The sequence below is a fragment of the Azospirillum sp. OGB3 genome, assembly GCF_014192915.1.
Taxonomy (GTDB): Bacteria; Pseudomonadota; Alphaproteobacteria; order Azospirillales; family Azospirillaceae; genus Azospirillum.
This window is the reverse complement of sequence record NZ_JACHYN010000020.1, coordinates 10,960-25,048: the sequence shown is the minus strand read 5'-3', so window position 1 is coordinate 25,048 and position 14,089 is coordinate 10,960. Positions and strand designations below refer to the sequence as shown.

Annotated in this window: 9 protein-coding genes; 6 read left to right on the top strand and 3 right to left on the bottom strand. The window is 69.4% G+C overall.

Annotation, left to right across the window (positions count from 1 at the left end; genetic code table 11):
• The first annotated feature begins 13 nt into the window (after positions 1–13).
• From FHW79_RS27530 to FHW79_RS27505, 6 genes are all read left to right on the top strand, one after another.
• Positions 14–1,291, top strand: coding sequence for a glycosyltransferase family 4 protein (locus FHW79_RS27530; protein WP_183181866.1), 1,278 nt, complete (start codon positions 14–16; stop codon positions 1,289–1,291).
• On the top strand, positions 1,288–2,859 hold the full coding sequence (locus FHW79_RS27525; protein WP_183181864.1) for a class I SAM-dependent methyltransferase: 1,572 nt from the start codon (positions 1,288–1,290) through the stop codon (positions 2,857–2,859). Before FHW79_RS27530 ends, FHW79_RS27525 begins: the two co-directional genes overlap by 4 nt.
• A gap of 155 nt (positions 2,860–3,014) precedes the next feature.
• Complete coding sequence (gene gmhA, locus FHW79_RS27520; protein ID WP_183181863.1) at positions 3,015–3,587, top strand: D-sedoheptulose 7-phosphate isomerase; 573 nt, start codon at positions 3,015–3,017, stop codon at positions 3,585–3,587.
• Positions 3,588–4,033: 446 nt separating this feature from the next.
• Positions 4,034–5,797: a M10 family metallopeptidase C-terminal domain-containing protein gene (locus FHW79_RS27515; RefSeq protein ID WP_183181862.1), complete on the top strand. Its 1,764-nt coding sequence runs from the start codon at positions 4,034–4,036 to the stop codon at positions 5,795–5,797.
• A 117-nt stretch (positions 5,798–5,914) separates the two neighbouring features.
• Complete coding sequence (locus tag FHW79_RS27510) at positions 5,915–7,594, top strand: glycosyltransferase family 4 protein (protein ID WP_183181860.1); 1,680 nt, start codon at positions 5,915–5,917, stop codon at positions 7,592–7,594.
• 37 nt (positions 7,595–7,631) lie between these two features.
• Positions 7,632–8,486: a GNAT family N-acetyltransferase gene (locus FHW79_RS27505; RefSeq protein ID WP_183181859.1), complete on the top strand. Its 855-nt coding sequence runs from the start codon at positions 7,632–7,634 to the stop codon at positions 8,484–8,486.
• A 31-nt stretch (positions 8,487–8,517) separates the two neighbouring features.
• On the opposite strand, the gene FHW79_RS27500 is transcribed toward FHW79_RS27505, so the two are convergent.
• The 3 genes from FHW79_RS27500 to FHW79_RS27490 are packed head-to-tail and all read right to left on the bottom strand — an operon-like array spanning position 8,518 to position 13,850.
• A complete protein-coding gene (locus FHW79_RS27500; protein WP_183181858.1) occupies positions 8,518–10,254 on the bottom strand; it encodes an SEL1-like repeat protein in 1,737 nt (578 codons plus the stop codon).
• 37 nt (positions 10,255–10,291) lie between these two features.
• Positions 10,292–11,650, bottom strand: coding sequence for an HlyD family type I secretion periplasmic adaptor subunit (locus FHW79_RS27495; protein WP_183181857.1), 1,359 nt, complete (start codon positions 11,648–11,650; stop codon positions 10,292–10,294).
• On the bottom strand, positions 11,613–13,850 hold the full coding sequence (locus FHW79_RS27490) for a peptidase domain-containing ABC transporter (RefSeq protein ID WP_183181855.1): 2,238 nt from the start codon (positions 13,848–13,850) through the stop codon (positions 11,613–11,615). The genes FHW79_RS27495 and FHW79_RS27490 overlap by 38 nt, the downstream gene beginning before the upstream one ends.
• Between the last annotated feature and the right edge of the window lie 239 nt (positions 13,851–14,089).

Here is a 14,089-nt window from a genome sequence, read left to right as displayed (position 1 = left end):
TCGGCGACGCGCAATGAATTATCTCTTCGTCCACCAGAACTTTCCGGGCCAGTACCAGCACATCGTCCAGCATCTGGCGGCGCAGCCCGGCAACCGCGTGGTCTTCATCTCGCATGAGAGCCCCACGCAGATTCCCGGGGTGGAGCGCGCGACCTACCAGCCCTTCCGCGCGGCGCGGCCGTCGACCCACCATTATCTCCAGGAGCTGGAGCAGGCGGTCATCTACGGGCAGGGCGTCTACGAGGTCTGCCGGCGCCTGCAGGCCGAGGGCTTCCGCCCCGACATCATGATCGGCCACAACGGCTGGGGCGAGACGCTGTATATGAAGGACGTCTGGCCGGACGTGCCGCTGCTCGCCTATTTCGAGTTCTTCTACCATCTGGCCGGGGCCGACATCGGCTTCGACCCGTCCTTGCCGGTCAGCCTGAACGACGGCCCGCGGGTGCGCACCAAGAACGCGATCAACACGCTGGGCTTCGAGGCCGCCGACTGGGGTCACACCCCGACCGGCTGGCAGTGGTCGCTCTACCCCGACTACATGCGGTCCCGCATCAGCGTCATCCACGAGGGCGTCGACACCAGCATCGTGCGGCCGGAACCGGACGCATGGCTGCGACTGCCCTCGGGCCTGACGCTGACGCGCAAGGACGAGGTGGTCACCTACGTCGCCCGCAACCTGGAGCCTTACCGCGGCTTCCACGTCTTCATGCGCGCCCTGCCGGACATCCTCCGGCGACGGCCCAAGGCCCATGTGCTGATCGTCGGCGGCGACGAGGTCAGCTACGGCCATGCCGCCCCCGGTGGCCGGAGCTACCGCGACATCCTGCTCGACGAGGTCGGGGCCGGCATCGACCGGGAGCGGGTGCATTTTCTCGGCAAGGTGCCCTACCCCAGCTTCCTGACCATCCTGCGGATCTCCTCGGCCCACGTCTACCTCACCTACCCCTTCGTCCTGTCCTGGTCCTTCCTGGAGGCCATGGCCGCGGGCTGCCTGGTCATCGGCTCCTCCACCATCCCGGTCGAGGAGGTGCTGCGCGACCGGCAGAACGGGCTTCTGGTGGACTTCTTCGACGGCGCCGGGCTGGCCGAGCGCATCGACGAGGTGTTCGAGCACCCCGACCGGATGCAGGCGCTGCGCGACCGGGCGCGGCGGACCGCGGTGGAGCATTACGACCTGCACACCGTCACCCTGCCCCGCTTCCTCGCCCTGACCGACGACCTGATCGCCGGCCGGACCCCGTCCCACAGAACAGCTGCCAACGGACGACTCCCGGAAAGGACACCGGCATGAGTGGCTGGAGCGACGGGTACAACGCCGACATCGCCTACACCCACGGCGCCTACCGGGAGCTGGCCCCCGGCTATCTCTCCTACGTCTGCCTGCTGAACGGCATCCGGCCGCCGCGCACCGACCGGCCCTTCCGCTATTGCGAGCTGGGCTGCGGCCAGGGAATGACCCTGAACATCCTGGCCGCGACCCACCCGCAGGGGCGCTTCACCGGCATCGACTTCAACCCGCTGCACATCGCGGGCGCCCGCCGCCTGGCCGAGGAGGCGGAACTCGCCAACGTCGCCTTTCACGAGCGCAGCTTCCAGCAGGTGGCCGCCGGCGACCTTCCCGGCGAGGAGACGAGGGCCGGCGAGGGGTTCGACATCATCGCCCTGCACGGCGTCTACAGCTGGATCAGCCCGGAGAACCGCCAGGCGGTGGTGGACATCCTGGAGCGGATGCTGAAACCGGGCGGTCTGGTCTATCTCAGCTACAACAGCCAGCCGGGCTGGGCGCCGCTGATGCCCCTGCAGAAGCTGATCCTGGCGCACGCGGCGGCCAATCCGGGACGCAGCGACCGCCAGTTCGACGCGGCGCTGGGCTTCCTCAACCGGCTGAGCGAGGCCGGGGCCGGCTACTTCGCGGTGAACAGCGCGGCCGGGCAGCATCTCGGCATGATGGCGGGGCAGGACCGCCGCTATCTCAGCCACGAATATCTCAACAGCCATTGGGAACCGCTGGGCCACGCCCAGGTGGCCAAGGATCTGGCCCGCGCCAAGCTCGGCTACGCCGGTTCGGCGACCATCCCGCAGAATTTCGACGACCTCGCGGTGCGCGCGGAACTGCGCGCCATCCTGGCGGAGATCGCCGACCCGACGCTGGCCCAGACGGTGCGCGACTTCGCGGTGAACCAAGTGTTCCGCCGCGACGTCTTCGTGCGCGGTCCGGACCCGATGCCGCCGGCGGAGACCGAGGCGGCCCTGCGGCAACGGCGCTTCACGCTTCTGGTCCCGCGCGAGGACGCCAGCCTGGCGATCCCGGTGCCGCTGGGCGAGTTGCGCCACGACCCGTCGCTCGGACTGCCGATCCTCGACGCGCTCGCCGCCGGAACGCCGAGCCTGGGCGAGATCGCCGCGATGCCGGAAATGGCCCGGCACGATTTCGGCACGCTGTCGCGCTTCCTGGCGCTGCTGGTGTCCTCCAACCAGGCGCACCCCCTGGTGGACGCGCCGGAAGAAGGCCGGGCGGCGGCCGGGCGGCTGAACCGGGCGGTGGCCCGGCGCATGGGGCTGGATGAGTCGCTGTTCCATCTGGCCGCGCCGGTCGTCGGGCAAGGCGTCGCGGCGGACTCGCTGGAACGCCTCGTCCTGGCCGGCCTGCTGACCGGCCAATGGGACGGCCAGCCGCTGGACGTCCAGGCGCTCGGCGGCTTCGTGGCCGGAACGCTGGAGGGATTCGGGCGGTCCGTGCTGGCCGAGGACGGCAGTCCGGTCACCGGTCGCGAAGCCATGCGGGACCGGCTCGCCGTGGTGCTGCCCGACCTGCTGAACCGGAAGCTGCCGGCGTGGCGGCGCACCGGACTTCTTTGAGCATTCCTTTCGATGCACCGGGGGGCTGCCACACGGCCACCCGCCAAGGCCACCCGCCAAGGATGGCGGAAAAGAGCGGGATGGCGCCGCCGGGCGCCCCCATCGTATGGTGCGGGACGAAGGACCCGCCCTCTCGACGTTTCCAGGAAGCCCTCATGACCAACCCCGCCGACCGCGTCCGCGATGCTTTTCTCGAGACGTCCCGCAACTTCGTTGCCTTCGCCGAGCAGGCGGACTCCATCGCGGCCGCCGCCGTTGTGATGATCGACGGCCTGCGGGCGGGCGGCAAGGTGCTGTTCTGCGGCAACGGCGGTTCGGCGGCCGACGCCCAGCATCTGGCGGCGGAGCTCACCGGACGCTACCTGCGCGACCGGCCCCCGCTGGCGGCGGTGGCGCTGACGGTCGACACATCCGCCCTGACGGCCATCGCCAACGACTACTCCTACGACGAGGTCTTCGCGCGGCAGGTGCGCGGGCTTGGACGGGCTGGCGACGTGCTCGTCGGCATCTCGACCAGCGGCAACAGCCGCAACGTGGTCGCCGCCCTGGAGGCGGCGCGCGCCCTCGGCCTGCGCACCGTCGGCCTGACTGGCGCCGGAGGCGGGCGGATGAAGGGGTTGTGCGACGTCTGCCTGTGCGTTCCCTCCTCCGACACCCCGCGTATCCAGGAAATGCACATCGCCGCCGGCCACATGCTGTGCGAGCTGGTCGAGAACGCCTTCGTCTGACGCGGCGCGCAAGCCGCCCCGGCCCGTCGGGACACCCCATCCGTCCGCCCGGCCGTCGCATCCGGGCGGTCGCCGCACATTCGAGTGAGAGTATCCGGGCGCACTGCCAAGCGGATGAGTGATGCGGAGATGCCGCGGACGCGACCGGGGCGCCGCCTTCATGCGAAGCTCATCCGATCCGCTGTTCCCTTTGCGCTCCCCTGCGCGGCCGGTTGCCTCCACGGACAACCCGGCGCACACCGATGGTTTGCGCGATCCGGCGGGGCTACATCCATGCGCCGCTACACCTCGAAAAAGAAGCGAAATAATACCGCTTTAACGCTCTCCTTATGGCGGCGAATGCTTCTGGGTAGCCGCTCATTCGAATAATTGTCTGCCTCGCATCCATCCTGAAATGAAGACCAATCCGCTCCGCGCGGTCCATCTTCATTTCAGGATATTGAGCGATGAGCGCAATTGATTACGCGTATCCCGTGTCCGGGATTGTCGCGAGCGGTAGCATCGCCATTGATTCCCTGTTGTGGGGTTACAAATGGGGGGCGGACGGCACGCCCGGCACCGGTGTTTCCCTGACTTATTCCTTCGGCGTGGCGGGGCTCTCCGCCTACCGCGACGGCTATGCGACGCCGGACCCGGCCAGCGTCTGGACGCTGTCCGGCACGGCCCAGGGGGCGATCCGCCAAGCCATCGGGAGTTGGAGCGCGGTGGCGAACATCGCCTGCACCGAGGTCGCCGACACGGCCGCCTCCTGCGGCGACTTGCGCATCGGCGGCAGCGCATCGCCCGCGGTCGCCTACACGATCATGACCACGGGCGATCTGCCCGAAGGGGGGGACGTCTGGTTCGGCAGCACCTTCGCCGATCCCTCCCTGTCCTGGAGCAGCGGCTCCTACGCCTACCTGACCGCCATGCATGAGATCGGCCACGCGCTCGGCCTGAAGCACACGCACGAGGACGGCGGGGCCGGCTTCCCGGAGGCGCCCACCGCCATCGACAGCCAGCTCTACAGCGTGATGAGCTACAAGTCCTTCGTCGGGGCCTCGCCGACGATGGGGTACTGGCAGGACCGATTCGCCACCACGCCGATGATCAACGACATCCGGGCGATCCAGTACCTGTACGGCGCCAACATGGCGACCAACGCCGGCGACACCGTCTATTCCTGGGCGCCGGGCCAGGCGATCTATGAGACCATCTGGGACGCCGGCGGCAACGACACCATCAGCTGGGCCAACCAGACGACCGACGCGCGGATCGACCTGCGCCCCGGCCATTACAGCGACCTGGGGCCGGCCTGGTCGTCGGGCTTCCTGCTGGAGAGGCGGACGCTCGGCATCGCCTACGACTGTTGGATCGAGAACGCGGTCGGCGGATCGGGCAACGACCTGCTGATCGGCAACGAGCGCGACAACCTCCTCATCGGCGGCGCCGGCAACGACACGCTGATCGGCGGTGGCGGCAACGACACGCTGGACGGCGGCGAGGGGATCGACACCGCCCTGTTCGAAAATCCGCCCGAAGCCTACAGCATCCTGCACACCGGCGACGGTGCGGTGACCGTGACCAGTTCCCAGGGAACGACCACCCTGCGCAGCATCGAACGGCTGTCCTTCGGCGACATGACCCTGGCCCTCAACCCCGACGCCCAGGCCGGGACCGTGCCCACCACCTTCTACGCGGTGGCCGAAAGCGCGACCGGCAAGAGCATCCTTCAGGAAGCCTCGTCCTATTCCGGTCCCCTGTCCTCCCTGCAGTGGCAATGGATCGGCAGCGCTGCCGGCGAGGCCATCGCCGGCAGCGCCGGCAACGACTTCATCAACGGCCTGGGCGGCGACGACGCCATCGACGGCGGGGCCGGCGACGACGTGCTGGACGGCGGTACGGGGTCGAACTTCCTGACCGGCGGGGCGGGCCGGGACACCTTCTTCGTCGACGGGCGCGCGGGGGCGCCGGTCTGGTCCACCGTGACGGACCTGGAGATGGGTGAGACGGTGACCGTTTGGGGCTGGCAGGACGGCCGATCAACCCTGTCATGGGCGGAGATGAACGGGGCCGACGGCTACAAGGGCGCCACCGCCCAGATCGACATCGACGGCGACGGGCGCATCGACGCCAGCCTGACGCTCACCGGCAAGACGGTCGGGGCGGTCGCGACGATGCCCGGTACCGTGCAGGGCAACGGCTACCTCGCGCTCTGGCTGAACGGGTAGCGTCGTCGGGCGCGGCGTTCAGGCGCGTTGCCCGGGGCGGGTGGTCCCGCTACTCTCCAGCTGGCATCCACGCTCCGCCGCCCCGCCCCGTCGCACCATCCAGGACGTCCGTAGCCCGTGTCCAACGCCGCCATCTACTTCCACCCCGAGGGCTACGAGACCGCAAGGGCCGACCTGAAGGGTCGCCACGTCGCCGGGGAGTCCTTCCTCATCGGCTTCTTCCGGCATTCGGGGCTGGACAGCTTCGCCTGCCACATCGACCGGCCGGATCTGGCCCACCTGTTCACCGATCTCGCCGCACGCCATGCCCCGGGGCGGCGCGTGGCGCTCTACCCCACGTCGGAGCCGTCGAGGCTCGCCGGAGTCGGTTGTCTGTTCGTGCCGGGACCGGGCATCGATCATTACGCCTGGCGCCGGCGCTCCCGCGACCAGCGCGGCTACAGCCTGTGCGGCATCACCCACACCACGTCGGAAACCCCGGAGAATCTGGGCGCCTTGGCGACCGCGCCGCTGCAATCCTGGGACGCGGTGATCTGCACCTCCCAGGCGGCGCGCGCGTCGGTGGAGGCCGTCCTGCGCCCCTACGCGGCGTATCTGCGCGACCGCCTGGGCGCCGCCGAAGTGCCGATGCCGAACCTGCCGGTGGTCCCGTTGGGCGTGGACACCGACGCCTTCCGCTTCGACCCGTCGGTGCGCGCGGCGGAACGCGCGGCGCTCGGCATCGGCGCCGACGATGTGGCGGTGCTGTTCATGGGCCGCCTGAGCTTCCACGCCAAGGCGCACCCGCTGCCCATGTATCTGGCGCTGGAACAGGCCGCCCGCCTCACCGGCAAGCGGATTCACCTGATCCAGGCCGGCTGGTTCGGCAACGACGCCATCGCCGCCGCCTTCGCCGCGGGGGCGCGGCGCTACTGCCCCAGCGTCAACGCCATCTTCCTGGACGGCCGCAAGCCGGAGGTGCGGACCCGCGTCTGGGCCGCCGCAGACCTGTTCACCTCGCTGGTGGACAACATCCAGGAAACCTTTGGCATCACCCCGGTGGAGGCGATGGCCGCCGGGCTGCCCTGCGTGGTCACCGACTGGAACGGCTACCGCGAGACGGTGCGCGACGGCGTGGACGGCTTCCGCGTGCCGACCGTCCTGCCGCCGCCGGGCGCCGCCGCCGACCTGGCCGACCGCTACGCCGCCGGGCTGGACAATTATGATCACTACATCGGCCGCACCTCGCAGGTCAGCGCCGTGGACGTGCAGGCGGCGGCCGGCGCCTACGCGCGGCTGGCCGCGGACGCGGATCTGCGCCGCCGGATGGGCGAGGCCGGTCGCGCCCGCGCCGTCGCCCTGTTCGACTGGCGGGCGATCATCCCGCAGTATCTGGATGTCTGGCGCCAGTTGGCCGATATCCGCCGTCACGCGCCGGAGCGCGCGCCGCGCCCCCCCGAGGAGGACGGCAACCCGCTGCGCCCCGATCCGCTGCGCATGTTCCAGAGCTACCCGACGCGCGTGCTGGAGCCGGGTTTGCGGCTGGTGCGCGCCGACGGCGCTTCGCGGGCGGCCGTCAGCGACGCCCTGGCGGTGCTGCACGCCGACCCGCTGAACTCCCCGGCGCGCGGCATCCTGTCCCCGACGGCCGATCTCGTCCTGGCGCTGGACGCCCTGGACCCGCCGGGCCGGGCGGTGGACGAACTCGCGGCCCTGGTGCCGCCGGAGCGCCAGCTTCTGCTGCTGCGCAGCCTCGTCCACCTGATGAAGTTCGGCCTTCTGCGCACGGTCGAGCCGCTCGCCGCGCGGGAAGCGTAGGGCGGGCCGGCACCAGCCGGATACAGAGGGCCGTGCCATGACCATCAAGCCCGAAGGCTGCCTCGACCTCGTTGGTCCCCACGTGACCGGCTGGGTATGGCTGCCGGTGGAACCGGGCCGGCGCCTGCGCGTGGAGGTCCTGTTCGGCGAGTCCCCCTTGCGGGTCGAAGCCATGGCCGACCGGCACCGCCCCGACCTGGAGGCCGCCGGCAAGGGGGATGGGCGCCATGGCTTCACCGTGCCGCTGCCCGAGGCCCTGGCGGAACGGGAGCCTCTGGTGGACGTGCGTCTGCCGGATTTCCCCGCCGCCCGGCTGCGCGGCACCCCGCGGCGGGTCATCGTCGCGCTCGGTCTCGTCACCCTGCGGGACGTCCGGACGACGGACGGGGATCTGGAGCGCTTGCGCGGCTTCCTGGCCGGCATGGTCCGGCTGAACGGCGGGTGTGTCGACACCGCGGTTCCCGGCGCGGCGGATCTCCAGACTTGGCTGGCCGGCGCGGGGGACGGCGACGGCGGGACCGACCGTTGCTGGCTGATCGCGGAACGGGGGGACCGCATCGTCGGTCACGTTCGGATCGGCCCCGGTTGGCCCGCTCTCCCGGACTCGGCCGCCCTCACCCTCGGCATCGAGCTGCACCCGGACGTCCGCGGCCTCGGCCTCGGCCGACAGCTCATGCTGGCCGCGCATCGCTGGGCCGCTGGGCGCTGCGCGCGGCTGGAACTGGCGGTCCTGCCGCACAACGCCCGCGCTCTCGCGCTCTACCGCGCCCTGGGCTACGCCGACCTGGGGCCGGTGGCCCTTCCCGAGACCGGGGAGATCCACCGCCGCATGGCCGTCGGTCTGCCCGCCCCTTACGGGAACGCCGGACGGGGCGTCACCCTGGTAAGCTGAGCCAGGGGCGAGCTGAGCCGACCGGGCGGCGTCACCCCTCGCGGACCGCGCGGAGATGGCCGGGGGCTTGGATTTCGAGCGGGCTCTCGCTCGGGCCGGCCGTCGGGTCGTCGGACGGATCGGTGGGGGGAAGCCGCTGCAACAGCAGCTTGGCCCGCTCATCCCCAAGGGCCGCCGCGCGTTCCAGCCAGCCGCGGGCGCGGGCGAAATCCTTCTGCTCGCTCCAATGGCCGTGCAGTTCGCCGAGCGCCGTCATGGCGGAAGGCTCCTTATGCTCGGCGGCCGGGGTCAGCCAGCGGAGCGCTTCCTCAATGTCGCGCTCCATCCCAAGCCCCTGCATGCAGAAGCGGCCCAGATTGATCATGGCGCCGACATGACCCTGCTCAGCGGCCTTGCGCGACCAGAACGCGGCGCGCGTGTAGTCCTGCGGCACCCCGTCGCCCGCGGCGAACATCGTGCCAAGCCGGAACTGGGCGAGCACGCTGCCCTGCTCGGCCGCCCGCTCGTACCAGGCCAGGGCGCCCGCCGGGTCACGCGGGACACCAAGGCCGAGGCTGTGCAGCGTGCCGATGTTGTAGACCGCGTCGCTGTTGCCCTGCTCGGCCGCCCGGCGGAACCAGTCGAGCGCCCGGTCGTAGTCGCGCACCACTCCGCGCCCTTCGGCGTAGAGCGCGCCGATGCGCAGTTGTGCCTGCGGGTCGCCCTGGCCGGCGGCGCGCTCCAGCCAGCGGACCGCCTCCATCTCGTCGCGCGGCACACCGGATCCGGCGAAATACATCTGCGCGATGATCTTCTGCGCCTCGCGATGCCCCATCTCCGCCGCCGCCCGGTACCAGATCGCAGCGTCAAACAGGTTTGGCTGCATCCCCGCTCCCCGGCTGTTCAGGTGGCCGAGATGCAGCATCGCCTCGGTGTCGCCCTGGACCGCCGCCTTGCGCAGCCAGGTTTCGGCCGCGTGCGGATCGGCCGCCACGCCGCCGCCACGCGCGTACAGCAGGCCGAGCGCCCGCTGCGCCGCTGCGGCGCCCGCCTCGGCGGCGCGGCGGAACCAGGAGACCGCCTCGGCAAGGTCCTGCGACACCCCGATCCCGGAAGCGTACTGGGTGCCGAGATAGTACCAGGCCATCACGTTCTTCTGATCGGCCGCCTTGCAGAACCACTGGTGCGCGGCTTCGGGGTCCGACTTCCCGCCATAGCCGCCGGCCAGCAACGTCCCCAGCCCGAGTTGGGCCGCCGCGTTCCCCTGCTCGGCGGCGACTCGGTACCAGCGCTCCGCCTCGGCGTAATCCGGGGTGATGCCGAAACCCGAGGCGTGCATGTAGCCGAGCATGGCCTGCGCGCCCACGACGCCCTGTTCGGCGGCGGCGCGCGCCCAGCGCAGCGCCTCCTTGTAGTCCTGCTCGATCTTCAGGCCGTTGGGGAAGAGAAGCGACAGTGTCTCGTCGGTCGGGGTGATCCCCTTCGGCGCGTCGCAGCCGTAGTAATAGATTTCGGCCAGCCGCGCCTGGGCGTCGCCATGGCCGTTGTCGGCCGCCTGCCGGTACCAGCCGACCGCGTCAACGGCGTTGCGCACCACGCCTTTGCCGAGGTCGTACAGGCGGCCGATCTGGTTCTGGGCACCCGCATGACCGGCCCTGGCCGCCGGAAGCCAGGACTCCAGGGCCGCCTTGTAGTCCTCGCGCTCCAGCGCCTTCAGGCCCTTGGCGTACTGGTCGTCCGGCGAAGCGGCGCCGAACAGCCGCCCCGCGGCCTCGATGAGCTTGCGCATCGGCCTCCACACCCTTTCCTTGCAGCCGGCGCGGCCCTCAGGGCTCGCGCATGCCTTCCGAACCGTTTCTCAGCGCCCCTTCGACCAGATAGGACATGATGGTCCGCTCGCCGACCACGATGTCGGCCACCAGCGGCATCCCGGGAACCAGACGGAAATCGGCCGGCACGTCGCGCAGCGTGACGTCGGTCAGCTCGATCCGCGCCCGGTAGAAGGGACGCTGCACCTGCGACTGGTCCTCGCGCTTGGTGAAGGAGTCCTCGCTGATCGTCTTCACCACGCCCTTGGCCATTCCGTGCTCGACGTAGCGGTAGGCGTCGAGCTTGACCTGCACCTGATCGCCGGGCTTGACGAAGCCTTGATCGATGCCGGCGATCTCCACCTCCACCTCCAGCTGCGCGTTCAGCGGCATCAGAGTGTAGATCGGCTGGGCCTGCTCGACCACCGAACCGACGGAGTACTTCCCGACCTCCAGCACCACGGCGTCGTCCACGGCACGCAGCTCGACGAGTTCCCGGCGCCGCTGGGCCTTCGCCAGCTCCTCGCGGGCGCGCTCCAGGTCGATCTGGCGGGTCGACAGGTCGGTCAGCAGGCTGCTGCGCCATTGCTGGATATAGACCTCGCGTTCGGCACGCATCGCTTCCAGGTCGTGGGAGGCCGTGCGGATGGTGTTCTCGCTGTTGCCGAGGTTGCGCTCGGTCTCCACCCGGGTGTCGCTGGCGATCAGGGAGTTGAGGCGGCTGCCGGTCTGGTTCTTCTCCAGCGTCTGCCGCATCGTCTCGATCTCACCGACGATCTTCAGGCGGGAGCGGAAATGCTCGGCGTCCGTCTGGTTGCTCTTGATCGTCGCCTGGAGGGTGGCCATGCGCTGCTCGAAGTTCGCCAGCTTGGCCGTGTACTCCGCTTGGCGGTAGCGCCAGATCGATTCCTGGAGCAGCCGGTCCGGATCGTTGCCGCCGGCCGTGAAAGCCTCGTTCCGGGCCTCCGCCTGCATGCGGGCGATCTCGGCGGTCAGCTTGGAGACCTGCCGCCCGAGCTGGGCGACGTCGGCCGACGAGAAGGTCGGGTCGAGCGTGGCCAGCACCTGCCCGCGCCGCACGGTCTCTCCGGCGCGGACGTTCAGGCTGCGGATGATCGAGATTTCCAGCGGCTGCACGACGATGGTCGGCGACTGGGACACGATGCGCCCCGTCGAGGTCACCACCCGGTCGAGCTTGGTCACCGACGCCAGGGTGATGAACAGGGCGACCATGGCGGCCAGCGTCCAGACGACGGCCCGCGCCACGACGGGCTCGGGCCGGCCGGTGATCTCCGCAGTTTCGCCCTGGAAATCGTTGATGACCTGCTCGGCAGCCCGATCAGGAGTTTGCGGCCGGCGTAAGAGGAGCGCGGTCATGAGTGCTTCCCGGGGAAAGGTGGCGGTTCTGCTGGAACCAAAGATGCCGATAGACGTCGCAACGCTGGAGCAGCTCGTCGTGCTTGCCCATGTCGTAGAGCTTGCCGCGCTCCATCACGATGATCTGGTCGCAGTTCACCAGCGAGGCGAGACGGTGCGAAATGACGATCATCGTCCGGCCCTGGGCGATGCGCGTCAGGTTGTTGTTGATGATCGCCTCGCTGTCGGGGTCGAGCGCGCTGGTCGCCTCGTCGAGGATCAGGACCGACGGGTCGACCAGCAGCGCGCGGGCGATGGCGATGCGCTGACGCTGACCGCCCGACAGGTTGGCCGAGCCCTCCTCGATCATCGTCTCGTAGCCGCGCGGCAGGCGTTCGATGAACTCCTCCGCGCCGGCAAGCCGGGCCGCCCGCATCACCTCCTCCAGCGAGGCGCTGCGGTTGGCCGCCATGATGTTCTCGCGGATGGTCCCGTTGAACAGGAAGTTGTCCTGCAGCACCACGCCCAGGTTGGAGCGCAGGTGGGTGAGGTCGATCTCGCGCAGGTCAACGCCGTCGATCTTGACCAGGCCTTCGTAGTTCTGATGAAGGCCTTGAAGCACGCGGGTGACCGTGGTCTTGCCCGACCCGGACCGTCCCATGATGCCGATGACCTGGCCGGACTTGACGTCGAAGGAGATGTTGTCGAGCGCCGGGTTCTGCGAGCCGGGGTAACGGAAGCGCACCTCGGAGAAGCTGAGGTCGCCCTTGATCACCGGGCGGACGCCCTGCCGCCCCAACCCCTGCTCCTGCGGCTGGTTGACCACCGAGGCCACCTGGGCGACGGCGCCGCGGACCTCCTGGAACTGCTGCATGAGCGAGGCGATCTGGACGAAGGGCTGCGTCGCGCGGCTGGCGATCATGCTGAAGGCGACCAGCATGCCGCCGTAGGCGGAGCCGCCGTCGCTGAGGGCCAGATAGGCGCCAACCGCCAGCGTTCCGGAATAGATCAGCTTCTCCAGAGGCTGCAGGATGGTCTGCGGCTGGTTGGAAAGCAGCTGCATCTTCGTGTTGGCGCGCACCGCCTCGGCCACACGCACGTCCCAGTCGAAACGCTTGCGCCCTTCCAGCGCCAGCGACTTGACCGTGCGGGCGCCGTGCAGCACCTCGATCATGAAGGAGCCCTTGCGCTGCTCCGCCTTGATCACCTCGCCATAGGCCCGCGCCAGCGGACCGATGTAGATGGCCACCACCAAGCACATCAGGAACGCCACGCCCAACACCAGGAAGGCGAGCAGCGGGCTCATGATGAACATGGCCGGGATCAGGACGATGAGCGTCATGCTGTCGAGCAGCGTCCCGAACAGCTGGCCGGTCAGGAAGCCGCGGATGCGCCAGACTTCGTTGAGCTTGTAGGAGATCACGCCGGTCGGCGTGCGCTCGAAGAAGTCGATCGGCAGGCCGATCGTCCGGTCGAAGATGTAGGTGCTGAGCCTTGCATCCACCTTGGCCGTGCCGATCGCCACCAGATAGCGGCGCAGATAGCCGAAGACGGTGTCGAACAGCAGCACGAAGAGGATGATCCCCACCAGCACGTAAAGCGTGGACAGGCGCTGGTGGACCAGCACGCGGTCCAGGATGACCATGAAGACCATCGGCGGGACCAGCGCGAACAGGCTGAGAACGAAGGCGGAGACGCCGATGTCCCGGAAGATCCGCTTCTCGCGCAGGATCTGACCGATCATCCAGCCAAAACCGAATGGCCGCTCCTGGTCGCTGATCCGGTGGCGGCGCTTGACGAAGATAGCGTCGCCGTCCCACACGGAGCTGAGCCGCAGCTCGTCCACGGCGATGCAAGCTTGGTCGGCGCTCAGCGGATCCTGCAGCATGGCGGCCGGGGCGCCGCCGTCCTTGCGGAAGGAAACCAGGACCATGGTGCTGCCGTCGCGCAGGCGGAGCAGAACCGGCAGCGCCTTCTCCAGGCGCGCCAGGTGCTTCCAGCGCAACGTCGTGGACCGGACGGTCAGGCCGCTCTCCTCGGCGATCTTCAGCAGCAGCCCGGTGGGCGGCTCGCCGTTTTCGATGGCGTAGTCGCGCCTCATCTGGTCGACCGAAAGATGCAGCCCGTGGTGGCGCGCAACAATGGCGAGCGCGTGGAGGCTGGTGGCCCGCGGCGCCTCGGCTGAGGCGGCTTGCGGATCGATGTCGGTCTTGCTCTGCATCTGGCCCCTGTGTTCCAGTCGCTCGTCGTTACCAGCCGCAGTTCCGGTGGCTGGACCGGCGGCTCATCCGGAGGTGGGACTGTACTGTACCACCTACATCGGACTCAAGCACCGCACTTGTGTAGCTCAATTCGAGCGAACCCGGAGGGGGAAAGCCCTCAAAGTTGCGCTTATGACCATTTGTTGATGGCGCCACTTGGCATAGGCCACTCCTTCCGAACACACCGTGTACCCCGGTT

Excerpts from the sequence above, each read along its gene's own strand:
- FHW79_RS27530 (WP_183181866.1), top strand. The coding sequence starts at position 14 with ATGAATTATCTCTTCGTCCACCAGAACTTTCCGGGCCAGTACCAGCAC.
- FHW79_RS27525 (WP_183181864.1), top strand. The coding sequence starts at position 1,288 with ATGAGTGGCTGGAGCGACGGGTACAACGCCGACATCGCCTACACCCAC.
- gmhA (WP_183181863.1), top strand. The coding sequence starts at position 3,015 with ATGACCAACCCCGCCGACCGCGTCCGCGATGCTTTTCTCGAGACGTCC.
- FHW79_RS27515 (WP_183181862.1), top strand. The coding sequence starts at position 4,034 with ATGAGCGCAATTGATTACGCGTATCCCGTGTCCGGGATTGTCGCGAGC.
- FHW79_RS27505 (WP_183181859.1), top strand. The coding sequence starts at position 7,632 with ATGACCATCAAGCCCGAAGGCTGCCTCGACCTCGTTGGTCCCCACGTG.
- FHW79_RS27500 (WP_183181858.1), bottom strand. The coding sequence starts at position 10,254 with ATGCGCAAGCTCATCGAGGCCGCGGGGCGGCTGTTCGGCGCCGCTTCG.
- FHW79_RS27495 (WP_183181857.1), bottom strand. The coding sequence starts at position 11,650 with ATGACCGCGCTCCTCTTACGCCGGCCGCAAACTCCTGATCGGGCTGCC.
- FHW79_RS27490 (WP_183181855.1), bottom strand. The coding sequence starts at position 13,850 with ATGCAGAGCAAGACCGACATCGATCCGCAAGCCGCCTCAGCCGAGGCG.